Annotated in this window: 20 protein-coding genes; 10 read left to right on the top strand and 10 right to left on the bottom strand. The window is 61.0% G+C overall.

What is annotated here, in order from left to right; genetic code table 11:
- Window positions 1-34: 34 nt before the first annotated feature.
- On the bottom strand, window positions 35-1090 hold the full coding sequence (gene purM / locus EOS_RS29570; protein ID WP_047895748.1) for a phosphoribosylformylglycinamidine cyclo-ligase: 1056 nt from the start codon (window positions 1088-1090) through the stop codon (window positions 35-37).
- Between the two features lie 232 nt (window positions 1091-1322).
- On the opposite strand from purM, the gene hda reads away from it, so the two are divergent.
- The 6 genes from hda (at window position 1323) to panB (ending at window position 6619) form a co-directional block, all read left to right on the top strand.
- Entirely contained in the window at window positions 1323-2048 is a 726-nt protein-coding gene (gene hda, locus EOS_RS29565; protein ID WP_200908715.1) for a DnaA regulatory inactivator Hda, read from the top strand.
- Window positions 2049-2123: 75 nt separating this feature from the next.
- Window positions 2124-2810, top strand: a complete 687-nt coding sequence (locus EOS_RS29560; RefSeq protein ID WP_047895746.1) for a histidinol-phosphatase — start codon at window positions 2124-2126, stop codon at window positions 2808-2810.
- Entirely contained in the window at window positions 2803-4404 is a 1602-nt protein-coding gene (pcnB, locus tag EOS_RS29555; protein ID WP_047895745.1) for a polynucleotide adenylyltransferase PcnB, read from the top strand. Before EOS_RS29560 ends, pcnB begins: the two co-directional genes overlap by 8 nt.
- Window positions 4405-4474: 70 nt before the next feature.
- Window positions 4475-5002, top strand: coding sequence for a 2-amino-4-hydroxy-6-hydroxymethyldihydropteridine diphosphokinase (gene folK, locus EOS_RS29550; RefSeq protein ID WP_047895744.1), 528 nt, complete (start codon window positions 4475-4477; stop codon window positions 5000-5002).
- Between the two features lie 35 nt (window positions 5003-5037).
- A complete protein-coding gene (locus tag EOS_RS29545) occupies window positions 5038-5745 on the top strand; it encodes a deoxynucleoside kinase (RefSeq protein WP_047895743.1) in 708 nt (235 codons plus the stop codon).
- A 58-nt stretch (window positions 5746-5803) separates the two neighbouring features.
- Window positions 5804-6619, top strand: a complete 816-nt coding sequence (panB, locus tag EOS_RS29540) for a 3-methyl-2-oxobutanoate hydroxymethyltransferase (protein WP_047895742.1) — start codon at window positions 5804-5806, stop codon at window positions 6617-6619.
- 129 nt (window positions 6620-6748) lie between these two features.
- Here panB and pabB read toward each other — a convergent pair whose 3' ends face one another.
- From pabB to grpE, 5 genes are all read right to left on the bottom strand, one after another.
- A complete protein-coding gene (pabB, locus tag EOS_RS29535) occupies window positions 6749-8536 on the bottom strand; it encodes an aminodeoxychorismate synthase component I (protein WP_047895741.1) in 1788 nt (595 codons plus the stop codon).
- Between the two features lie 10 nt (window positions 8537-8546).
- Window positions 8547-9689 carry a molecular chaperone DnaJ gene (gene dnaJ / locus EOS_RS29530; RefSeq protein WP_047895740.1) on the bottom strand — a complete coding sequence of 381 codons (1143 nt, stop codon included), beginning with the start codon at window positions 9687-9689 and terminating at the stop codon, window positions 8547-8549.
- 334 nt (window positions 9690-10023) lie between these two features.
- Entirely contained in the window at window positions 10024-11979 is a 1956-nt protein-coding gene (dnaK, locus tag EOS_RS29525) for a molecular chaperone DnaK (RefSeq protein WP_047895739.1), read from the bottom strand.
- Window positions 11980-12177: 198 nt separating this feature from the next.
- The gene (locus EOS_RS29520; protein WP_047895738.1) at window positions 12178-12573 is read right to left on the bottom strand and encodes a thioredoxin family protein; all 396 of its coding nucleotides are present in this window, start codon (window positions 12571-12573) and stop codon (window positions 12178-12180) included.
- A 34-nt stretch (window positions 12574-12607) separates the two neighbouring features.
- A complete protein-coding gene (gene grpE, locus EOS_RS29515; protein ID WP_047895737.1) occupies window positions 12608-13189 on the bottom strand; it encodes a nucleotide exchange factor GrpE in 582 nt (193 codons plus the stop codon).
- Between grpE and EOS_RS46475 the strand changes: the two genes are divergently transcribed.
- Both EOS_RS46475 and EOS_RS47605 read left to right on the top strand, forming a co-directional pair.
- Window positions 13179-13373 (top strand): hypothetical protein, encoded by a 195-nt coding sequence (locus tag EOS_RS46475; RefSeq protein WP_152693192.1) that lies wholly within the window; start codon window positions 13179-13181, stop codon window positions 13371-13373. The genes grpE and EOS_RS46475 overlap by 11 nt on opposite strands.
- Before the next feature lie 271 nt (window positions 13374-13644).
- Window positions 13645-13806, top strand: coding sequence for a hypothetical protein (locus EOS_RS47605; protein WP_167348975.1), 162 nt, complete (start codon window positions 13645-13647; stop codon window positions 13804-13806).
- Here the strand turns inward: EOS_RS47605 and EOS_RS29505 are convergent.
- The 3 genes from EOS_RS29505 to hrcA all read right to left on the bottom strand — a co-directional run bounded on the left by EOS_RS29505 (window position 13778) and on the right by hrcA (window position 16493).
- Window positions 13778-14185 carry an RNA-binding S4 domain-containing protein gene (locus tag EOS_RS29505; protein WP_047895735.1) on the bottom strand — a complete coding sequence of 136 codons (408 nt, stop codon included), beginning with the start codon at window positions 14183-14185 and terminating at the stop codon, window positions 13778-13780. The genes EOS_RS47605 and EOS_RS29505 overlap by 29 nt on opposite strands.
- A gap of 11 nt (window positions 14186-14196) precedes the next feature.
- Window positions 14197-15264, bottom strand: coding sequence for a ferrochelatase (gene hemH / locus EOS_RS29500; RefSeq protein WP_047895734.1), 1068 nt, complete (start codon window positions 15262-15264; stop codon window positions 14197-14199).
- A gap of 212 nt (window positions 15265-15476) precedes the next feature.
- Entirely contained in the window at window positions 15477-16493 is a 1017-nt protein-coding gene (gene hrcA, locus EOS_RS29495) for a heat-inducible transcriptional repressor HrcA (RefSeq protein WP_047895733.1), read from the bottom strand.
- Window positions 16494-16735: 242 nt separating this feature from the next.
- Between hrcA and EOS_RS29490 the strand changes: the two genes are divergently transcribed.
- Window positions 16736-17638 carry an NAD kinase gene (locus tag EOS_RS29490; RefSeq protein ID WP_047895732.1) on the top strand — a complete coding sequence of 301 codons (903 nt, stop codon included), beginning with the start codon at window positions 16736-16738 and terminating at the stop codon, window positions 17636-17638.
- Between the two features lie 7 nt (window positions 17639-17645).
- Window positions 17646-19301 (top strand): DNA repair protein RecN, encoded by a 1656-nt coding sequence (gene recN, locus EOS_RS29485; RefSeq protein ID WP_047895731.1) that lies wholly within the window; start codon window positions 17646-17648, stop codon window positions 19299-19301.
- Between the two features lie 81 nt (window positions 19302-19382).
- On the opposite strand, the gene glnE is transcribed toward recN, so the two are convergent.
- Window positions 19383-22193: a bifunctional [glutamate--ammonia ligase]-adenylyl-L-tyrosine phosphorylase/[glutamate--ammonia-ligase] adenylyltransferase gene (glnE, locus tag EOS_RS29480; RefSeq protein ID WP_047895730.1), complete on the bottom strand. Its 2811-nt coding sequence runs from the start codon at window positions 22191-22193 to the stop codon at window positions 19383-19385.
- Window positions 22194-22331: the final 138 nt, after the last annotated feature.

Here is a 22331-nt window from a genome sequence, read left to right as displayed (position 1 = left end):
ACCAAGTTCTGGTCCTGCCGGCGCGAGCAAAAATTTAAACCACTACAGTCTGAGCTTCGCCGGGAAGCGAATCGCGCACATGTCCGATTGACCAGACCTGCTCGCCAGCCGCCGACAAAAGCGCTGTCGCGGCTTCAGCGTCCGCAGCAGCGACCACAACGACCATCCCGATTCCGCAATTAAAGACCCGATGCATCTCTGCATCAGCAACACCGCCATGCGTCTGCAGCCACGAGAACAACGGCGGCAACGGCCACGCCTGATGATCCAGCTCGACCGTCAGGCCATCGCGCAAAACCCGCGGGATATTCTCAACCAGTCCACCGCCGGTGATATGCGCCATGCCCTTCACGGTCATCTGCGACATCAGCGACAACAGCGGCTTCACGTAAATATGCGTGGGCGCCATCAACGCGTCGGCGAGCGAACGGCCATCGAAATCGGCGTTCAAATCAGGCTGGGCGCGCTCGATAATCTTGCGCACCAGCGAGTATCCGTTCGAATGAATGCCCGAAGAAGCGAGGCCCAAAACGACATCGCCGGGCTTGATGGTCGAACCATCGATAATCTTGCTCTTCTCAACCGCACCCACCGCAAAGCCGGCCAGATCGTACTCACCATCGGGATACATGCCCGGCATTTCAGCGGTTTCACCGCCAATCAACGCGCACCCGGCCAGCTCGCAACCCTGTGCAATACCCTGCACGACGGTTGCAGCCGTATCCACGTCCAGCTTGCCGCAAGCGAAATAATCGAGGAAAAACAGCGGCTCGGCGCCCTGCACGAGAATGTCGTTGACGCTCATGGCGACCAGATCCTGGCCGACGGTATCGTGCTTGTTCAATTGGAAAGCGAGACGCAGCTTCGTGCCCACGCCGTCAGTGCCAGATACCAGCACCGGCTCTTTGTATCGCTTGGGCACTTCAAACAGCGCGCCGAATCCGCCGATTCCCCCCAACACGCCGTCACGCATGGTTTTCTTGGCAAAGGGCTTGATCCGGTCGACAAGCGCGTCGCCGGCATCGATGTCCACGCCCGCGTCGCGATAGGACAAACCTTGGGCGTCTGGGGCGGATTTCGGTTGATTCATGGGGGATCGGCGAGAAGGTCGGTAAAATGAGATTTTAACCGATGCCAGCCGCCCGGCCGGATTTCTCGCAGTTCGCGACCCTGACTCCGAAAGACCGCTCCAAACCCTTTTCGAGACTCGCGCCCATCCGGCTGGAAACTCGACCCTGCGCTCAACGCCTTTCGCCACGGCACAAACCCGGCATCGGCGCCCTGAGCGCGCCGCTTTTCAAGACACGCCCTGACGGAACCGATTGCCCGTGCAACGCCAACTGACGCTCGATCTCGGCACGCCGCCGCTCGCCACCTTCGATAATTTTTTCGCCGCCGGCAACCACGAGCTGGTCACGCGTCTGCGCGAACTCGAAGGTGCGCTCGCAGCCGGCCCCGTGGCCGACCGGACCTTCTACGTCTGGGGCGAAGCGGGCAGCGGCCGCAGCCATCTGCTGCAGGCGGTGGTGCACGAAGCGAACGGCCGCGCGCGTTTTCTGAGCCCGCAAGCGCCGCTGGCCGCGTTCACCTTCGACCCCACAGCGAGCATCTACGCCATCGACGACTGCGAGCGGCTGTCCGGTGCACAGCAAATCGCGCTCTTCAACCTCTTCAACGAGGTGCGCGCGCATCCGGCAAGCGCGCTGGTGGCAACGGGCAATGTGGCGCCGCTGGGGTTATCGGTGAGAGAAGATCTGCGTACGCGCCTCGGCTGGGGACTGGTGTTCCAGCTCACCCCGCTCTCCGACGAAAGCAAGGCCGGCGCGCTGAAACACGCAGCGCGCGAACGCGGCATTGCCCTCGCCGACGACGTCCCTGCCTATCTGCTCACGCATTTTCGCCGCGATATGCCAAGCCTGATGACCTTGCTCGACGAGCTCGACCGCTTTTCGCTGGAACAAAAGCGCGCCGTGACGCTGCCGTTATTACGCACGATGCTCGCCGCAAAAGAAGACGATGCACCTCGTCCTCAGCCCGGGCTTTTCTAGCCCGATTTCAAGCCCATTGCCCCGCCGCGAGCAGCCAGCGACCGCTTCCACCCGCTTCAAGTAAAATGCGCTCCCATGAACCTAGCCCTTTTTGACCTCGATCACACTCTCATCCCGACGGATAGCGACCACGAATGGGGTCGCTTCATGGCGAAGCTCGGCATTGTCGACGCCGAGAAGTTCGCGAAGCAAAACGACGCGTTCTACGAAGATTACAAAGCCGGCACGCTCGACATCCACGCGTACCTGAACGCCCAGCTTTCGCCGCTCGCCAAGCATCCGCGCGCCCAACTGGACGACTGGCACGCGCAATTCATGCGCGAAATCATCACGCCGGCCATCGCGCCCGCCGCCCTCGAACTCGTGCGCAAGCACCAGCAGGCCGGCGACCTGTGCTGCCTCGTCACCGCCACGAACGCGTTCATCACGGCGCCGATCGGCCGGGCGTTCGGTATTGAAGCGCTGATCGCATGTGAGGTCGAAACGGTCGACAATGTGCCTGAGGGCGACCTGACCGGCCGCGCGACGGGCACGCCGAGCTACCGCGAGGGCAAGATCGTGCGCACCGAAGCGTGGCTCGCGTCAATGGGCAAAAGCCTGGGCGACTTCGAACACAGCTATTTCTACAGCGACTCGCACAACGACATTCCTCTTCTCGAGAAAGTCACCGACCCGATCGCGACCAATCCCGACGACACCTTGCGCGCGCATGCGCAAGCCCGCGGCTGGCGCATCCTGGAAATCTTCTCCCCACGTGATTAAAAAACTCATCCGCAAGCTGTTCGGCCAGGAAAGCGTCAAAGAAGACGCCCCGGCTACCGCCCCGCTCTCCGACGAGGTAAAACCCGCCCGCAAGAGCACGCGCAAGAAGGCCGCGCCGGCCGCGGCGAAGCGTGATCCCAACGTGCCGGTGATCTTGTCGGCGGATGTGCATGGCATCGACCCTGCGCTGATCTCGAAGAACGCGATTCGCGTCACCGACGGTCTGCAGCAAGGCGGGCATCGTGCGTTTATCGTGGGCGGCGCAGTGCGCGACCTGCTGCTGAACGTGGCGCCAAAAGATTTCGACGTTGCAACCGACGCCACGCCCGATCAGGTGCAGAAGCTGTTCCGCCGCGCGCGCATCATCGGCCGGCGGTTCCAGATCGTGCACGTGCAGTTCGGGCAGGACATCATCGAGACATCGACCTTCCGCGCACTCGTCGATACCCCCGCTGACGCGCCACCCTCGCCGCCGCCGCCGCGCCTGAGACGCGGCGAGATGGACACCCGCACGCATGCTGTGGATGCAAGCGGCCGCGTGCTGCGCGACAACGTGTGGGGCGAGCAGCACGAAGACGCCACGCGCCGCGACTTCACCATCAACGCCATGTATTACGATCCGGCCACGCAAACCGTGCTGGATTACCACGACGGCATGGCTGACATCCGCGCGCGTTTGCTGCGCATGATCGGAGACCCCGCCACGCGATATCGTGAAGATCCGGTGCGGATGCTGCGCGTGGTGCGTTTCGCGGCGAAGCTCGGCTTCGAGATCGAGCCGGCCACGCGCGCGCCAATCGCGGAACTCGCCGATCTGATCAGCAACGTCCCCGCAGCCCGCCTCTTCGATGAAATGCTCAAGCTGCTGCTTTCAGGTCACGCGCTCGCGTGCCTGACGCGGCTGCGCGCGGAAGGTTTGCATCACGGCGTATTGCCGCTGCTCGACGTGATTTTCGAATCGCAGCACGGCGAAAAATTCATCACGCTCGCGCTGACCAATACCGACGAGCGCGTGCGCGCCGGCAAGGGTGTTTCGCCGGGCTTCCTGTTCGCCACGCTGCTCTGGAACGACATGCAGACGCGCTGGCAGCAATACACGCTGGCCGGCGAATTCCCCGTGCCCGCGTTGCATCGCGCCATGGACGACGTGCTCGACATGCAGACCGAAAAGCTCGCTATCCACAAGCGCTTTTCATCGGATATGCGGGAGATTTGGGGTCTGCAACATCGGCTCGAAAAACGCTCCGGCAGAACCGCGATGAAGCTGCTGGAACACCAAAGGTTTAGAGCGGGTTATGATTTCCTCCTGCTGCGATGTGAATCCGGCGAACTGGATGCATCGGTTGGCCAATGGTGGACGGATTTCATTGAAGGGGACGCTGCCGCGCGAGAGTCTCTGCTTTCGCAAGGCGGGAAGGACCGGGCACCCAAGAAACGACGGCGGCGTAGCAGCAACGCCAAAAGCCGCAGGCCGGGTGACGGAATGGAGGGCGGCGCGAGCACCGTAGAAGGGTCAGCTCGCGACAATCGCGAAGAGCGTGACGTGCGTGATGTGCGGTATGGCGACGAAAGCGGTGGCCAGCGCGACGATTGACACGGACCGCGCGTTCTAGCCAACGCGTTTGAGTCGTGTAACGCCAAACGACAGTCGTAGGATTCATGCCATGACGGTAGCTTATCTGGGCCTGGGCGCAAACCTCGGTGACGCGCGCCAGACCCTGAAAGACACAGTGGTGTGTCTTGCCCAGCAACACACGATCACCGTGCTCGCGAAATCGAGCCTCTATCGCACCGCGCCCATCGACGCCGGTGGCGACGACTACTTCAATTGCGTCGTCAAGATCGATACCACGCTCCCCGCACGCCAGTTGCTGCAGCTGTGCCACACCATAGAAATCCATTTCGGGCGTGAGCGGCCGTATAGAAACGCGCCGCGTACGCTCGATATCGACATCCTCCTGTACGGCGATTCCTGCATCGAGGAAGCCGATCTCGTCGTGCCACATCCGCGTCTCACCGAGCGCGCGTTTACGCTCGTGCCGCTGGTCGAACTCGATCGCGATGTGGTCATTGCGCAACGCGGCCGCGCCGATGCGTTTCTCGCTTCAGTCCAGGATCAACGTATTGAAAAAGTAGCGACGCATCAGTGTCCGCTGTTCGCTTCTCGCTGTACTTCGCGTCGCGAAGCCTGAATTTCGTCCCGCGAAGCCTGAAAGGTGAATAGCCCATGAGCATCACGCCCCTCACCGTCACCGCACCGCAGTTGCGCCCGCCGCACCGATATATCGCGATAGAAGGGCCCATTGGCGTGGGCAAGACCACGCTGGCACGGCTGCTCGCAGAACGCTGGTCGATGCGCACCCTCTTCGAGCGTCCGCAGGAAAATCAATTTCTCGAGCGGTTTTATCGCGACAACACGCGTTACGCGCTGCCCATGCAATTGCAGTTCGCGTTGCAGCGCACGCATCAAACGCAGGAAATCGTGACGGCGCTTCTGGGCGCGCCGGGGCATCCGGGGCAAGGCGCAAACGCGCCGCTCATCACCGATTTCATCACCGAAAAAACCGCACTGTTCGCGCGTCTTACGCTCCCCGACGACGAATTCGAACTGTTCCGGGAAATCGCCAAGCGCATTGATACCTCAGCGCCCGCGCCCGATCTGGTTGTGTATTTGCAGGCCAGTCCCGAGGTGTTGTTCGCGCGCATTCAAAAGCGCGCATTGCCGATGGAACTGCAGATTCCCGACGCGTTTCTGCGCGCCCTCTGCGACGCCTACAATGATTTCTTTTATCACTACGACGCCACGCCGCTGTTGACGGTGAACGCCGAGCATTTGAATCCGCTGGAATCGGACGCCGATCTGGCGCTGCTGGTAGACCGGATTGAAACCATGCGTGGGCGCAAGGAATTCTTTGTCAAAGGCACGTCGCTTTAAGTCCGTCCGGCTTGCGCGCCGGCGCGCCGTCTCTTATCTAGTCGATGTGGAAATTGCCATGGCGTATTTGCAGGAAACCAGCCGCTCCGCGATCACCGTCCCGAAGCTTCGGACGATGCGCGAAGCCGGCGAAAAAATCACGATGCTGACGTGTTACGACGCGAGTTTTTCCGCGTTGCTGGATCGCGCCGGCGTAGATGTGATGCTGATCGGCGATTCGCTTGGGAATGTGCTGCAAGGGCATGGCACGACGTTGCCCGTGACGCTCGCCGATATTGCGTATCACACGGCTGCGGTTGCGCGAGGCAACAAGAACGCGCTGATCGTCGCCGATATGCCGTTTGGTACGGTCAGCTCACGCGAGGAAACGTATGCGAACGCCGTGCAGTTGATGCGTGCCGGTGCGCAGATGGTCAAGATCGAAGGCGGTGAATGGGTCGCCGATACAGTCCGGTTTCTCGTTGAAAGAGCCATCCCCGTTTGTGGTCATGTCGGGTTGACGCCACAATCGGTGCACGCGTTTGGTGGGTTCAAGGTGCAAGGGAAAACCGACGCCGGTGCCGAGCAGATGCGACGCGATGCTTTGGCGCTCCAGGATGCCGGTGCGCAATTGCTCGTGATTGAAGCGGTGCCTACGCTGCTCGCTCGTGAGGTGACGGAGCAGTTGGCCATCCCTACGATTGGCATCGGAGCCGGGATCGATTGTTCGGGCCAAGTGCTGGTGCTGCACGACATGCTGGGGATTTTTCCCGGTAAACGGCCGCGCTTCGTTAAAGACTTTATGCAGGGGCAGCCGAGTATTTTTGCCGCCGTGGAGGCTTATGTTCGCGCCGTTCGGGAGAAGAGTTTTCCCGGGCCGGAGCATACGTTTTAAGGGGTTTTTGGACTGCGCTGTCCGAGGCGGCCTTCTTGTTCGCGTCCATCTTCGCTGAAGTCGCTTTTCGCGCTTTGGCGAAGATCGGAGCCACTCAGCGTGGCGGCGGTAAATTCCTTGGTTATTCTTCTAGCTCATCCGTTTGAGCCGCGCCGGCACCGCACCGCGCAGCGCGTTGCAGATCATCAGCGACTCCGCACGGTCCAGATCTTCGCGCGTCAGCGTGCGCTCCTCAGCGTCCAGTTCTTCTATCAACACACCGCGCATCACGCCCGGCAACAATCCGGCGTCGAGCGGCGGCGTGCTCCAACGGCCATCGAGTCTGACAAACACGTTCGATCGCCCGCCTTCCGTGAGCTCCCCGCGCTCGTTGAAAAACAGCATGTCGAACGCGCCTTGCGCTTCGGCCTCGCGCCACGCACGATCGTAATCCTCACGAAACGTCGTCTTGTGGCGTAACAACGGATCGTCCGCCGATCGGGCCGCAAAACCATGTTCCGATGCAAGCAAGACGTCCACCGTCGAATGTGCCAACGGCACGAGCGGCGCGCTAGTCACAGCAATCTCACCGCTCTTGCTCAACGCGATCCGCAACCGATAACCCGCCTTCGCTTCAAAACCCGCGCAGGTCTTGTCGATACGATCCTGCAGCTTCACCCGATCGAGCGGAAAACCGCACCATTCGGCGCTGGCAGCGAGCCTTGCGAGATGCCGATCTGCATGGCGAACGCCTTCGTCCCGCGTCGCAAAAGTCGTCTCGAAGAGCTGGAAACCGGGATCGGAACCGGTCAGGAATCGCGCCTTCAATTGGCACTCCTCGAATTCATCGGCGGCAATGCTATCCAGCACAATGCCCGCGCCGATACCCATCTTGCCTCTGCCGTGCTGGATTTCCAGCGTGCGAATCGGCACGGACAAACAGAAGTCCCGGCTCTTATCCAGCCAGCCGATCGCGCCCGTATAAATACCGCGCGGCGTGCTTTCGAGCGCGTCGATCAACTGCATCGTCTTGTGCTTCGGCGCGCCCGTGATTGAACCGCACGGCAACAGTGCCCGGAGGATATCGGCGAAGGCAGTGTTGGGACGCAGCCGTGCTTCCACCGTCGATGTCATCTGCCACACCGACTTGTACGCCTCGACCGAGAACAAGTGCGGCACCTTCACGCTTCCGGTAACCGCAACGCGCGACATGTCGTTGCGCAGCAAGTCCACGATCATCACGTTTTCCGCGCGATTCTTCGGATCGAGCCGCAGCCATTCGGGGTCCGCGCTGCGAGGCGCGGTGCCCTTCATCGGCCGCGCGCGCAGCAGGTCGCCTTCACGCTGGATGAACAACTCGGGTGAGCACGACAACACGTTGCGGCCATCGGGCAACGCGATCAGCGCGCCATAACGAACCGGCTGCCGCTCCCGCAGCCTTCGATACAAGCCAACGGCGGAGCCGAAGACATCGAAGGCAAGACGGAACGTATAGTTGATCTGATAGGAGTCGCCCGCTTGCAACGCGTCCTGAACGCCCGCGATGGCCTGCTCGAACGCGTCGCGCGTCACGCTCGATTCGATGTTGGCCACACCCGCCACCGACGGCCGATCGGCCACTCCGTTATCGCGCGCAGCAAGCCAGCCCTCGGCTTCTTCACGCGATAACAACGTGCATTCGCGGAACAACAAAAAGCGCAGCGCGGCATCGCCGGGCTGCGCTAACTGAAGGTTGCGGCCAAATTCATAGTCCGCGAGAACGACGGCGTGCAAACCGTCGCGCAGGTCTTGCTGAACGCTCGCGCAAACTTCATCGAGCTGGGCCGCGTCGTGACACGACCGTTCGTGCACGAAGCTGGCGTACAGGCGACTCGACCGCCTTTCGGCGGTCGAGTCGCAATCGTCTAGCAGCGCGAAAACCTCGCTGCGTTGCTGCATGATTATTGCCTCAATCGAAGAAACTCTTCACTCGATCAAACCAGCTCTTGCTCTGCGGACTGTGACGCGCACCGCCTTCCGTCAGCGACCGCTCGAACTGCTTGAGCAGATCGCGTTGCTGCTCAGTGAGCTTGACCGGCGTTTCGACCTGTACATGCACATATAGGTCTCCCGCGATGCTCGAGCGCAATCCCTTGATACCCTTGCTACGCAGCCGGAAAGTCTTGCCCGACTGCGTGCCTTCCGGCACGGTGAAACTTGCGCGGCCAGCCAGCGTGGGCACTTCAATTTCGCCGCCAAGCGCTGCCGTGGTGAACGGAATCGGCATCTGGCAATGAAGATCATCTCCGTCGCGTTCGAACACCGAGTGCTGCTTGATATGAATCTCGACGTACAAGTCACCGCTAGGACCACCGTTGATACCCGGCTCGCCGTTGCCCGACGAGCGAATCCGCATGCCGTCGTCTATGCCTGCCGGAATCTTCACTTCCAGCGTCTTCGTTTCCTTCACCTTGCCGGCACCGTGGCAATGACCGCACGGCTCAGGAATATAGGTGCCGGTGCCATGACACTTCGGGCAAGTCTGCTGGATACTGAAAAAGCCCTGCGACATCCGCACGGTGCCTTGTCCCTGACACGTCGGACAGGTTTCCGGCTTCGTGCCGGGCTTCGCGCCCGAGCCCTTGCAGATCTCGCAATTCACCCAGCTCGGCACGCGAATTTGCGTGTCGTAGCCGTGCGCTGCCTGCTCGAGCGAAATTTCCATGCTGTAGCGCAAATCCGCGCCACGATAAACCTGCGGACCCGCGCGCCCGCGAGCGCCCGCAGCACCACCGCCGGCCGCCTGGCCGAAGATGTCGCCGAAAATGTCGCCGAACGCATCGGCGAAACCGCCAAAACCTTGCTGGCCTGCACCAGCCATGTTCGGATCGACGCCTGCATGCCCATACTGATCGTAGGCTGCGCGCTTTTGAGGATCCGAGAGCATTTCGTAGGCCTCTTTGACCTCCTTGAAATGCGCTTCCGAATCCTTGTTATCCGGATTGCGGTCGGGGTGATGCTTCATCGCAAGCTTGCGATAAGCCTTCTTGATTTCGTCGTCGCTCGCATTCTTCGCGACGCCCATAACCTCGTAGTAATCCCGTTTCGCCATATCGGTTCAGCGCCACCGCGCCCGATCAAACTGATCAAGCCCGACGGCTCCCTCTTGGATGCCTGGAGTCTCGCGACTCATGTGGTTCGTCTACGCCTGGCCTTCATGCGTGATTCGCGCGATCAATAAGGTGACCGGCACGTAATCAACCCGTGCAAAGCGCAGCGCCCTCTAAAAAAACAACGTGCCCGGGAAGCCATTTGGCTCGCCAGGCGCGTTCTTCGTCCATACGCTCAACCGCGCGCAAGACGTCTTTCGTCGCGGTCCCGTGCAAAGCCGAAGCTGCACGGGGCCGGTTCCTTCATCGACGAATCGCTGATGCGGTTCAATCGACTCAGTCCTTCTTCACTTCCTTGAAGTCGGCATCGACGACATCGTCGTGCTGCTCCGGTGCTGCCTGTGCACCCGGGCCGCCTGTTGCGCCCGCTGCACCTGCCGCGCCAGCTGCACCTTGCGCTGCAGCCATGTCGGCATACATCTTTTCGCCGAGCTTCTGCGACGCCGTTGCCAGCGTTTCGATCTTTGCGTCAATCGAAGCCTTGTCAGCCGTGCTGCTCTTCAGCGCTTCTTCCAAGTCCTTCAACGCCGCTTCGATCTTTTCCTTCTCAGCCGCTTCGACCTTGTCGCCGTATTCGGCCACCGCCTTCTTCGTGCTGTGCACCAGCGCGTCGCCCTGATTGCGCGAGTCGGCCAGTTCACGCAGACGATGATCTTCTTCGGCGTTCGCTTCAGCGTCCTTCACCATCTTGTCGATCTCGGCGTCCGACAGACCCGAGTTCGCCTTGATGACGATCTTGTTTTCCTTGCCGGTCGCCTTGTCCTTCGCACCGACGTGCAGAATGCCGTTCGCGTCGATATCGAAGCTCACTTCGATCTGCGGCGTGCCGCGTGCTGCCGGCGGAATGCCTTCAAGGTTGAACTCGCCCAGCAGCTTGTTGCCCGCTGCCATTTCGCGCTCGCCCTGGAACACCTTGATTGTCACGGCGCTCTGGTTGTCGTCGGCGGTCGAATAGACCTGCGCGTGCTTCGTCGGGATGGTCGTGTTCTTGTTGATCATCTTCGTCATCACGCCGCCGAGGGTTTCAATACCCAGCGACAACGGCGTCACGTCCAGCAGCAACACGTCCTTGCGATCACCCGACAGAACCTGGCCTTGAATCGCAGCGCCAACGGCCACGGCTTCGTCCGGGTTCACGTCGCGACGCGGTTCCTTGCCGAAGAACTCCTTAACCTTTTCCTGCACCTTCGGCATACGCGTCATACCGCCGACCAGGATGATGTCGTCGATTTCGCCGACCTTCACGCCTGCATCTTTAATAGCGATACGGCACGGTTCCATCGTGCGCTCGATCAGGTCTTCGACCAGCGACTCCAGCTTCGCACGCGTAATTTTCAGGTTCAAGTGCTTCGGACCCGACGCGTCCGCCGTGATGTACGGCAGGTTGATTTCGGTCTGGGCAGCTGACGACAGCTCGATCTTCGCCTTTTCCGCCGCTTCCTTCAGGCGTTGCAGCGCGAGCACGTCCTTGCTCAAATCGACGCCTTGTTCCTTCTTGAACTCGCCGATGATGTATTCGATGATGCGCTGGTCAAAATCTTCACCGCCGAGGAACGTATCGCCGTTCGTGGAGAGCACTTCGAACTGCTTCTCACCGTCAACGTCCGCGATCTCGATGATCGAGACGTCGAACGTGCCGCCGCCCAAGTCGTACACGGCAATCTTGCGGTCGCCCTTTTCGTTCTTGTCCAGACCGAACGCGAGCGCGGCTGCGGTCGGTTCGTTGATGATGCGCTTCACGTCCAGGCCGGCAATACGGCCCGCGTCTTTCGTAGCCTGACGCTGGCTGTCGTTGAAGTACGCCGGAACCGTGATCACGGCTTCCGTCACTTCTTCGCCGAGATAGTCTTCAGCGGTCTTCTTCATCTTGCGCAGCACTTCAGCCGAGATTTGCGGCGGTGCCAGTTTTTGATCGCGGGCTTCAACCCAGGCGTCGCCGTTATCGGCGCGCACGATCTTGTAGGGCATCAGTGCGATGTCCTTTTGCACTTCTTTTTCGTCGAAACGGCGGCCAATCAGCCGTTTGACTGCGTACAGCGTGTTCTTCGGGTTCGTGACCGACTGGCGCTTCGCCGGTGCGCCGACGAGGATTTCGTTGTCGTCAACGTAAGCAATGATCGACGGCGTGGTGCGCGTGCCTTCCGCGTTTTCGATCACTTTGACCGTGTTGCCTTCCATGATCGCGACGCACGAGTTCGTCGTGCCCAGATCGATACCAATGATTCTGCCCATTTTTATCACTCTCCTGACTTTGATTGCAGCGGGTCCGCTTTTGCGTTTTCGACGTGTTTTACGGTCGAATCAGCTAGCCGGACGCCCAAAATTTAACCCTGTACGCCAAATAAGAGCGTTCGCATCGTTTTCAAGATCAAAAACTGACGAGATCCCGCTTTTTTTCAGCCGATTTGAAACTTTTTTCGCGAAACCGGCTCATGCCTTCGCTTCGAGCGCCCGGATTTTCTCGCGGGCGGCGCCAACGGCGGCTTCGAACTGGCTGAGCCCATGCCAGCCGGTCGCTCGCCCAAGGCGGTTGCCGCGGTGGAAGAAGAACCACGTTGGCACGCCATGCAGCATGAAACGCCGGCCGAGATCGCGGTGCTCGTAGACGTTGCTGTGAAACCACTTCAGCCCGAGTGCTCGGATCTCGTCCGGTTTTGCAAGCATCGCCTTCTTCGCGATTTCGCAGTTGAAGCACTCGAAACCCCAGAAAAAAACGACGGCCAGTTCGCCTGCCGCCGACTCGAGGCCGGCATCGAACGTCTCAGCGCTCAATTCCTGCATGGCGAAAGCGGCAAACGCTGTGGCGTCGACGGGGATATTGGCCATGACAACGGCGGTTTCGCGAATACGTTGCTCGACGTTATTTAGGCGCCGCGACGGTGACCAGCGCCGGACGCAAAACACGGTCGGCGATCACATAGCCCTTTTGCAACACCGACACGACGGTGTTGGCGTCCTGCTCGGCCGGCACCATCGAAATGGCCTGATGGCGGTGCGGATCGAACTTCTCGCCAAGCGGATTCACCTCGACCACGCGGCCCTTTTCGAGCGCGGCGGTCAGTTGGCGCAACGTCAGTTCAACACCTTCGCGCACTTTTGCCAGGTCGGTGGATGAATGCGTCAGCGCGGCTTCCAGGCTGTCGAGCACCGGCAGCAGGTTCTCCGCGAAGTTCTCGATCGCGAATTTGTGCGCCTTCTGCACATCTTCCTGCGCCCGGCGCCGCACATTCTCCGTCTCGGCTTTCGCGCGCAAGAACTCTTCCTGCAACGACGTCGCCCGTGCTTGCGCTTCGGCGAGCAATGCTTCGGTTTCGTTCGCGTCTACGGTTTCCGGTGCGGAAGTCCCGTCCGGCGCGTCAGGCCGCTGAATGGTTTGAGCCGCCGTGGTTTCGTCGGCGGGCGTGGGGTTCTGGCTCGCGGAGTTATCTTGCGTGTTTTCCATGTCGCTTGAGATTTTGCTATGGGTGAAAACGGATGAAATCGGGAGCAACGTTGCGGTTTCGGCCCATCAAAAAGCTGCCGATGATAACCGCGAACTCAACGTTGCAAAAACACAACTGCCGCAACTGCTGACAGCGCGAGTAAAGCGAGGGACGTCCTGTGTTCGTCCTGAGAAACGCATTTGAGGCTCAGTTGAGCGTTTTCAAGGGGTTGCACGTGCTTTCCGGGGCCATTTCTAGGCTCAGGAAACGGGCGGTTACAACCATTTTAAGCATGTCATCAGATTCAGATTGAGCCGGGTGATTTGCTCGCCTACACTTCGAACATGTCTTCGGAGGCACTAGTTAACCCTAATCTTACGAATGCCCGATTTCCAGCCTTTTAATCGCTAAAGCTCGCATCAAGTCAGCTCTAGCGCCTGTTTTCTGATCCGTTGTGTTGTCACAGGGGGTGCCCATGAAACTGACCATTGCCATTGCGATCGTCGCATTGGTACTCGTTGGCGGCACCACGACCATCTGCATGTCTGGCGCGGTGAACGACCGCACAACCGAGTACGGCGGCGTGTCGGCCACCATGGAACATTTTTTCAGTCCGAACCTGAAAGTTTGTCGATAATGCGCCGGTCGCGCTTGGTCGGGCGACCCTGCAATGCGGCCGCCGGCTCGCGATACGTCTTCCTCCGCTCACTCTCAGCCACGCGTTTTTCCCGTCCGGCGTCAGTTTCCGCGTAGAGGCTCTGCGCGATCGGTGCAGGACCGCGCACTTCGCAGATTCCCAGCACGTTCACCTGCCAAAGCACGTGTTCAATCTCGATCTCCACGAGATCGCCGACACGCACATCCTTCGACGGCTTCACGTTCGCACCGCCAATTCGCACGCGGCCCTTTTCAACCGCGTCGCTCGCCATTGAGCGCGTTTTGAAAAAGCGCGCCGCCCACAGCCATTTATCGATACGAAGGCGCGCGCTGGAATCGGTCGAGATCTGGTAGTTCATTGACGTATGGTCTATGCGGCTGCGCTCAGCGCTTGCGGCGCCTGCACCGGCCAGCCTTGCAGGTGTTGCGCGACAATTTCGCCCAGTGCCTTGATCCAGGCCGGCGATGCGTTCAAACAGGGAATCCGGTGGAACTCCTTGCCGCCGGCGTGCAGGAATTCATCACGCACTTCAATGCCGATTTCCTCAATGGTCTCCAGGCAATCCGACGTGAAACCCGGGCAGAACACGTCCACCCGCTTCACGCCCGCAGCGCCAAGTTCGGCGAGCGAGGGCGCGGTATAAGGCTGCAGCCATTCGGCCCGGCCAAAACGCGATTGAAACGTCACCCGGCATTCGACCGGCGACAGCCCAAGCGCCGCCATGAGCAACGAACCTGTCTGCTGACACTGATCGTGATACGGATCGCCAAGATCCATGGTGCGCTTGGGCACGCCGTGAAAACTCAGCACCAGCCGGTCGCCCGATGCGAAGTCAGGCTGGCCATGCTGCCGCCAATAGTCCCGGACCTGCTCGGCCAGCGCGCCAATATAGGCCGGATGGTCGGCGTAATGGCGGATGGTGCGCAGTTCAGGCTGATTGCGCACGCGCCGCAGGGCGTTGAATGCATCGTCGAAAGCGGTGGCCGTGGTTGACGACGAGTATTGCGGATACATAGGCACGAGCAGCACACGCTCGGCGCCTTCCAGCTTGAGTTGATTCATCATGGCCGGAATGCCGGGCGTGCCATAGCGCATCGCGTAGTCGACTATCACGTGATAGTCGTTCACCACGAACAGGCGCCTCAAACCCTCGACCTGCTTTTCCGTGTAGACCCGCAGCGGCGAGCCTTCGGGCAACCATACCTGGGCATATTTCTTAGCGGATGCCGGACCGCGAAACGGCAGGATTGCGAGCCGCAGAATCACTTGCCACACGAACGCCGGAATCTCCACCACGCGCGGATCCGACAGGAACTGTGCAAGGTACTTGCGCACGGCTTTTGGCGTGGGCGCGTCCGGCGTGCCGAGATTGATCAGCAGCACAGCAACGCGATGCGAAGCGGAAGGCTGCGAAGGCAACTCGAGGTCGTAGCGCATAAAGGAAAGGGTCCGTGAAGCCCGCGTAAGTCAGTGAAACCCATTATAGCGGCGCGTTTCGGAACGCAACACGGCCGGACGGCCTAGTGGTGAACAGGTCTTGGACAGGGCAAGATGAGTTGTCTGCCGGGGGTTCGCGGACTTTTTGCTGGCTTGTTGCAGGCTTTTTGCGAACTCGCCCGGCGGCCGGCTTGATTGCGGCCGATTAAGACTTATTGCTGACTGAGCGAGAGGGACAATAGGCGCGCGGTGATATCGACAATGGGAATCACGCGGTTGTACGCCATCCGCGTGGGTCCGATCACCCCCAGCGTGCCTACGATCTTCCCGTTCACTTCATAGGGCGCCGTAACCACGCTCATTTCCTCGATCGGCACGAGATTCGACTCGCCGCCGATAAAAATCTGCACGCCTTGCGCGTGGCTCGATACGTCGAGTAATTGAAGGAGACTCGTCTTTTGGTCAAACACGTCGAAAAGCTTGCGCAGCCGCGCCATGTCGGAGGAAAGATCCGCGACTTCCAGCAGGTTGCGCTCGCCGGAAATCAGCAGGGTGTCGCCTTGATCCGTTTCGTCGACACTCGCGGCCACCGCTGCCTGCATCAGCGAGGTCATGTCGCCGCGCAATGCGTCAATTTCCTCGCGCAGTCGGCGGCGTACTTCGTCGAAGGACAAACCGGCAAAATTCGCGTTGATATAGTTCGACGCTTCGGTGAGCTGCGACGGCGAATAGTCGCGCTGGGTCGCCATGATGCGGTTCTGCACGTCGCCTTCCGGCGTCACGATGATCAGCAGGATGCGCTTGTCGGACAGGCGCATGAACTCGATCTGCTTGAACATGTGGCTGCGGCGCGGCGTGAGTATGACACCCGCGAACTGCGACAGGTTCGACAGCACGCTCGCGGCGGCAGCTACGATCTTCGCCGGCTCGCCGCCTTGCAGCTTGATCTTGACGGCGGAGGTCATTGCTTCGTCGTCGGTGGTTTCGACGGTGAGCATGGTGTCCACGAACAGCCGGTAGCCGCGTGGCGTGGGAATCCGCCCCGCCGACGTATGCGGGCTCACCACCAGCCCGAGGTCCTCCAGATCCGACATCACGTTGCGGATGGTGGCCGGGCTGAGCTCGAGTCCCGAATAACGCGACAGCGTGCGGGAACCGACCGGCTGACCTTCGGCGATATATCGCTCGATCAGCGTCTTGAGGAGGGTCTGGGCACGTGGGTCTAGCATGGGGAAATTTTAGCTCAACGTGTAAGGAAACAGCGAGCGCAGCGACTATTGCGATGACGGCCGACGTTGTTTTGTCATTCACCCGTCATCAATTCATGACCTGCACCATTCTAACGACAATTCTCTGTCAAGCCTGAGGCTTAGCGTACCAAGACACCCCGGACGCAACCCGAGACAACCCGCAGGCGTGACAGACGCGGCTCGCGGTTCTTTTCGACACTCACCTATGGTGTAATGCCGGCATGGAAATTGGCACCCAATTCAAGACTGTCGCGCTCGTGGGGCGCAACAATACGCCCGGCATCAGGGAGCCGCTGACGGCGCTCGCCGCTTGCATCGCGAAACGCGGCTTCGACGTCGTGTTCGAAGCGGAAACGGCGCAGGACGTCGGCGTGACCGACTACCCGGCGCTCACCGCGCCCGAAATCGGCGCGCGCGCGGACGCGGCGGTCGTGCTCGGCGGCGACGGCACCATGCTCGGTATTGCCCGGCAGCTGGCGCCATATCGCACGCCGCTGATCGGTGTAAACCACGGGCGGCTCGGTTTCATCACGGACATCACGCTGGCCGAAATGCAGGAACTCGTGCCGCAGATGCTGGCCGGCAGTTTCGAGCGCGAAGAGCGGACCTTGCTGGAGGCTCGCATTGTCCGGGACGGCGTGCCGATCTATCACGCGCTTGCGTTCAACGACGTCGTGGTGAATCGCAGCGGCTTTTCGGGCATGGCGGAACTGCGCGTCTCGGTCGATGGGCGTTTTATGTACAACCAGCGCTCGGACGGCCTGATCGTCGCCACGCCAACGGGTTCGACCGCGTACGCACTGTCCTCGTCCGGGCCGATCCTGCATCCGCAATTGCAGGGTTTCGTGCTTGTGCCCATCGCGCCACATTCGCTGTCCAACCGACCGATCGTTCTGCCCGACGACTCGCAAGTCGATATTCAGATTATTGGCGGGCGCGACGTAAACGTGAATTTCGACATGCAGTCTTTTACCGCTGTCGAACTGAACGACACCATTGAAGTGCGGCGTTCGCGCCATACCGTGCCGGTGCTGCATCCGATCGGTTATAGCCATTACGCTACGCTGCGCAAGAAGCTGCATTGGAACGAATATCCCTCGCACGAAGACGCCACGAAACTCTAAGACGCCCATGCTCCGCCATCTCTCGATTCGCGACTTCGTCATTGTCGCCGCGCTAGACCTTGAGTTCGAGCGCGGCTTCACCGTATTTTCGGGCGAAACCGGCGCCGGCAAGTCGATTCTCATCGACGCCCTCGCGCTCACGCTCGGCGCCCGCGCAGACGCGAGCATCGTGCGCACCGGCGAGGCGCGCGCGGATATCACGGCCGAGTTTTCGACTCACGCGCAGGTGTCGCGCTGGCTGGACGAGCACGCGCTCGCCGTCGGCGACGCGGATACCGTGATGCTGCGGCGCGTAGTCGATTCGAGCGGACGTTCACGGGCGTTTATCAACGGCACACCGGCCACGCTCGTGCAATTGCGTGAGTTGAGCGAAATGCTCGTCGATATCCACGGCCAGCACGCGCATCAATTGTTGATGCGTCCGGACGCCCAGCGAGAACTCTTCGATACCCACGCCGGCCTGCTCGACAGCGCGCAAAAAGTAGCGCGAGCGCATCGAGTATGGCGCGACGCGACGCATGCGGTGGAGCTGGCGCAGAACCGCGATCGCGAATTGCAGCTGGAGCGGGAGCGTCTCGCGTGGCAATTGAGCGAACTCGACAAGCTCGCGCCGCAGCCGGGCGAATGGGAAGAAGTGAGCGCCGAGCATCATCGGCTGTCGCATTCGGCTAGCTTGATCGACGGTGTGCAGGGTGCGCTGAACGCGCTGTCCGAATCGGACGAAGCGATGATCACGCAGCTTTCCGCGATCGTGTCGAAGCTACGGAGTCTGGTTGATATCGATCCCGCGCTCGCCGACGTGCTGGCTTCGCTCGAACCTGCCGAAATTCAATTGCAGGAAGCGTCATATTCGCTCTCGCATTACGCCCAGCGGCTTGAACTCGATCCGAACCGGCTGGCGCAGGTCGAGCATCGGATGGAGCAATTGCACTCGGCGGCGCGCAAGTTCCGCATGCAGCCCGAAGCCTTGCCTGAGGAACATGCCGAGCGGCGCAAGCAATTAGCCGCACTCGATGCCGCCGCCGATCTCGATGCATTGCGCGCCGCGGTGGCCAAGGCGAAAGAGGCTTATCTCGCGGAGGCGACGGTGTTGTCGAAGGCGCGCGGGAAAGCCGCGAAGGCGCTTGGCAAGGCCGTCACCCAGGGTATGCAGGAATTATCGATGGTCGGCGGGAGTTTTGAAGTCGCGCTCGTGCCGCTCACCGAGGGCGGCGCGAATGGGCTCGAACAGATCGAATTCCGGGTGGCCGGTCATGCGGGCGTGACGTTGCGGCCGCTAGCAAAAGTCGCGTCGGGCGGCGAACTCGCGCGGATCAGTCTGGCGTTAGCGGTGATTGCCAGTACGGCCAGCCCGACGCCGACGTTGATCTTCGACGAAGTGGATACCGGGATCGGCGGCGGTGTTGCCGAAGTGGTCGGGCGTCTGCTGCATCAACTGGGCCGCGACCGGCAGGTGTTGTGCGTCACGCACTTGCCGCAGGTTGCGGCGCGCGGCGATCATCATTTTCAGGTGGCTAAAGCCGGCGATGCGGCCGGGGGTACGGTCAGCACCGTTACGCCACTGGATAAATCGAAGCGCGTGGAGGAAGTCGCACGAATGCTCGGCGGGCTGGAGATCACGGCCACCACACGCAAGCATGCGAAGGAAATGCTGGCTGCATAGGCTCGCACCAGTGGCGCGGGGTAGGTCCCACGTCACCGACCGACAGAAGCACGCCCGTCCGTCCGGCCGCGTGCAAAACACCTAACCAAACACTCGCTTCCAAAGCGACGTCACCGCGTCCCTCTCCGCAGCAACCACGTCCGGTTCGACCCGCGCCTTCTCCATGCCGTCGAGCCTCAACGTGTGCTGCAACTTCCGATACCGCCTATACGCAGCCGCCACCGTTTCAGCCTCATCGGCGCTAATCAACCCAAACTCCGCAGCCCTCCGTAACAGCGAAATATTGCCCATATTGCGCACGAATTCAGCATCTTCCCGCGCGTGCAGTAACACCCAGAACTGCACGATGAACTCGATGTCCACCATCCCGCCGCGGTCGTGCTTCAGGTCGAACAACTTGCTCCGGTTCGGATGCCCGGCATCCACCCGATCACGCATCGCGACGATCTCTTGCGCCAGCGCAGCAGCATCTCGCGGCATCGTGAGAACCTGAGCGCGAATCTCTTCGAAACGTGCACCAATCTCGGCATCGCCGGCGCAATAACGCGCGCGCGACAACGCCTGATGCTCCCAGACCCATGCCGTATTCGCCGCATCGCCTTCACGAATCTGATAACGCCGGAACGATTCCAGACTCGTCACCAGCAAACCCGATTCGCCATTCGGACGCAACCGCAAATCGACATCGAATAAGGTGCCCGCGCCCGTAGCCGTCGTGAGCCACGTGACAAGGCGGCGCGCGAACATCGCGTAGATATCGGAGGCGGCTTCATCGGGGTCGTCGTGGAGAAAGATCAGATCCAGGTCCGACGCGTAGCCAAGCTCCTTCCCGCCCAGCTTCCCGTAAGCGATCACAGAAAACCGCGGCACCTCGCGATGGCGCTTGGGAAACTGCGACCACACCGTTTCGATAGTGACATCGAGCACGGCATCGGCAAGTGCCGACAACAAATCGCTCACATGTTCGACGGTGAGCTTGCCGCCCAGATCGATCAGCAGAATGCGAAACACCTCAGCCTGATGCGCGTGCCGCAGCAAGTTCATCTGCTGCTCGGCGCCATCGGCGGCGGCAATCTGCGCACGCAAGGACTCTCGGAACTGCGACCAGTCGAACGGGCTCGCGATCACCTCGTCGTCGAGCAATTCATCGAGAAGTTGCGGATGGCGAATCAAATAACCCGCCGCCCAACGCGACGCACCAAGCACCGACAATACCCGCTCGAGCGCCGTAGGATATTCGGTCAGCAAGGCAAGATAAGCGCCGCGCCGGCTGACCGCTTCGAGCAGGTCGAACAGCCGGGCGATGGTGTCGCCGCGCCGTTCGGGCGGCTGGGCGCGCTGCGCGGCTTCGAGCGCGCGCTGCGCGACGATATCGAAACGTTCACGGCTGCGCTCGGGCAAACCTTCATACCGCGTCGATGTCCACACGCTGCGCAAGCGCGCCAGCACGGCGGGGGCATCGGTGAAACCGAGTTGCGTCACGTGTTCGAGTAACTGCTCTTCGGCGCTGTCGTCGGCGAGCGCGCTGCTCCAGACCCACGACGCCGCCGAATCTTCCGCAACCGCGCAACCGCCATCGCCATTTACCTTATCGGCGAAAATCTGGTCGAACTGATGTTCCACGCGCGCCCGATGCGCCTCCAGCGCCTCCGTGAGCGCCGCGTAGTCGGCGAAACCCATCGTGTCGGCGAGCACCGCGCGATCGTCCGGCGCGACCGGCATCGCGTGCGTCTGGGCATCGTTTCGATACTGCAAGCGGTGCTCGAGCTTGCGCAGAAACAAGTAGGCCTCGCTGAGTTCGCTGCACACAGTCGCCGATATCAACCCGTGCGCCGCCGCGCGATTCAGCACGGACAAGGTCGGACGAATCCGCAGGTCGGCAATCTGGCCGCCACGAATCAATTGAAACACTTGCGCGCTGAACTCGATCTCCCGAATGCCGCCGCGGCCGAGCTTGATGTCGTCGGCTTTGTCAGGACGCATTGACGCGCGCCGCTGCGCTTCCTGACGGATCTGCAGATGCAGCGCACGAATCGCGCTGATCACGCCGTAGTCGAGATAGCGCCGGTAGATAAACGGCTTGGCGAGCGCATCGAGTTGCTTCGCGAGCCGTTGCGCCGCTTCGCTCTCGCTCTCCGACACGAGGCGCCCCTTGATCCACGCATACCGCTCCCACTCGCGGCCCTGCACATAGAAATACTCTTCGAGCATGCCGAGCCCGCACGCGAGCGGACCGGCGTCGCCGTTCGGCCGCAAACGCATATCGACGCGAAAGACATAACCGTCTTCCGTCACCTCGGCCAATGCGCCTATCAGCTTGCGGCCGAGCCGCGTGAAATATTCCTGCGTCGATAACCCCGCGCGCTCGCCGCCAGCCGTCTCACCGTCTTCTTCATACACGAAGATCAAATCGATATCCGACGACACATTCAACTCGCGCCCGCCGAGTTTTCCCATTCCCACCACACCCAGCGTGAGACGCTGCCCATCCGGCCCACGCGGCTCGCCGAACGTGACTTCCAGATCCGCCGACAACACGGCAAGCGCGCGCTGGATGGTCAGCTCGGCGAGATCGGTCATTGCGCCCGTGACTTCGGCAACAGGCGCGAGGCCAGCGAGATCGCGTTCCATCACCGTGCAGAAGACCTCAATGCGCAGCCGCCGAAGCGCGGTCTTGAGCACGGCTTCATCAAGCCGGCCGGTGGCTAAAGACGACCCTGAAGACGACGCCGAACATTCGTCGCACAACGCGTTCAACCGCGCTTCGATCCACGCTCGGCGAATAGGCGCTTTCGACCATTCGGCCACTTGCGCCGGCAAGTCGGGACGCGCGGCGTACATGCGCGCAGCGTAGTGGGAAGCGCTGGAACTCAGCAAAACGGCGTCGGTCATGAAAGGTCGGGTTCAGTCATTGCTCACATACAAGTCCGGCGGTATGCCGGGGCTTTTGCGCAAACGCGCGCGCGATGCGCAAAACGCCATCTGGCGCGGCTTGGCGGCCGCATCGTAGCGTCTTCCCGCAGTTTTTTG

This window comes from Caballeronia mineralivorans PML1(12), from assembly GCF_001028175.1.
GTDB classification, from domain to species: Bacteria; Pseudomonadota; Gammaproteobacteria; order Burkholderiales; family Burkholderiaceae; genus Caballeronia; species Caballeronia mineralivorans.
Note: the sequence above shows the minus strand (reverse complement) of the source record. Positions and strands in the feature narration are given on the sequence as shown.

Excerpts from the sequence above, each read along its gene's own strand:
- grpE (WP_047895737.1), bottom strand. The coding sequence starts at position 13,189 with ATGGAAAACACGCAAGATAACTCCGCGAGCCAGAACCCCACGCCCGCC.
- EOS_RS29490 (WP_047895732.1), top strand. The coding sequence starts at position 16,736 with ATGGAAATTGGCACCCAATTCAAGACTGTCGCGCTCGTGGGGCGCAAC.
- hemH (WP_047895734.1), bottom strand. The coding sequence starts at position 15,264 with ATGCGCTACGACCTCGAGTTGCCTTCGCAGCCTTCCGCTTCGCATCGC.
- EOS_RS29520 (WP_047895738.1), bottom strand. The coding sequence starts at position 12,573 with ATGGCCAATATCCCCGTCGACGCCACAGCGTTTGCCGCTTTCGCCATG.
- purM (WP_047895748.1), bottom strand. The coding sequence starts at position 1,090 with ATGAATCAACCGAAATCCGCCCCAGACGCCCAAGGTTTGTCCTATCGC.
- pabB (WP_047895741.1), bottom strand. The coding sequence starts at position 8,536 with ATGCAGCAACGCAGCGAGGTTTTCGCGCTGCTAGACGATTGCGACTCG.
- EOS_RS29505 (WP_047895735.1), bottom strand. The coding sequence starts at position 14,185 with ATGAACTACCAGATCTCGACCGATTCCAGCGCGCGCCTTCGTATCGAT.
- EOS_RS47605 (WP_167348975.1), top strand. The coding sequence starts at position 13,645 with ATGAAACTGACCATTGCCATTGCGATCGTCGCATTGGTACTCGTTGGC.
- dnaK (WP_047895739.1), bottom strand. The coding sequence starts at position 11,979 with ATGGGCAGAATCATTGGTATCGATCTGGGCACGACGAACTCGTGCGTC.
- recN (WP_047895731.1), top strand. The coding sequence starts at position 17,646 with ATGCTCCGCCATCTCTCGATTCGCGACTTCGTCATTGTCGCCGCGCTA.
- hrcA (WP_047895733.1), bottom strand. The coding sequence starts at position 16,493 with ATGCTAGACCCACGTGCCCAGACCCTCCTCAAGACGCTGATCGAGCGA.
- EOS_RS29545 (WP_047895743.1), top strand. The coding sequence starts at position 5,038 with ATGAGCATCACGCCCCTCACCGTCACCGCACCGCAGTTGCGCCCGCCG.
- dnaJ (WP_047895740.1), bottom strand. The coding sequence starts at position 9,689 with ATGGCGAAACGGGATTACTACGAGGTTATGGGCGTCGCGAAGAATGCG.
- folK (WP_047895744.1), top strand. The coding sequence starts at position 4,475 with ATGACGGTAGCTTATCTGGGCCTGGGCGCAAACCTCGGTGACGCGCGC.
- glnE (WP_047895730.1), bottom strand. The coding sequence starts at position 22,193 with ATGACCGACGCCGTTTTGCTGAGTTCCAGCGCTTCCCACTACGCTGCG.
- EOS_RS29560 (WP_047895746.1), top strand. The coding sequence starts at position 2,124 with ATGAACCTAGCCCTTTTTGACCTCGATCACACTCTCATCCCGACGGAT.
- panB (WP_047895742.1), top strand. The coding sequence starts at position 5,804 with ATGGCGTATTTGCAGGAAACCAGCCGCTCCGCGATCACCGTCCCGAAG.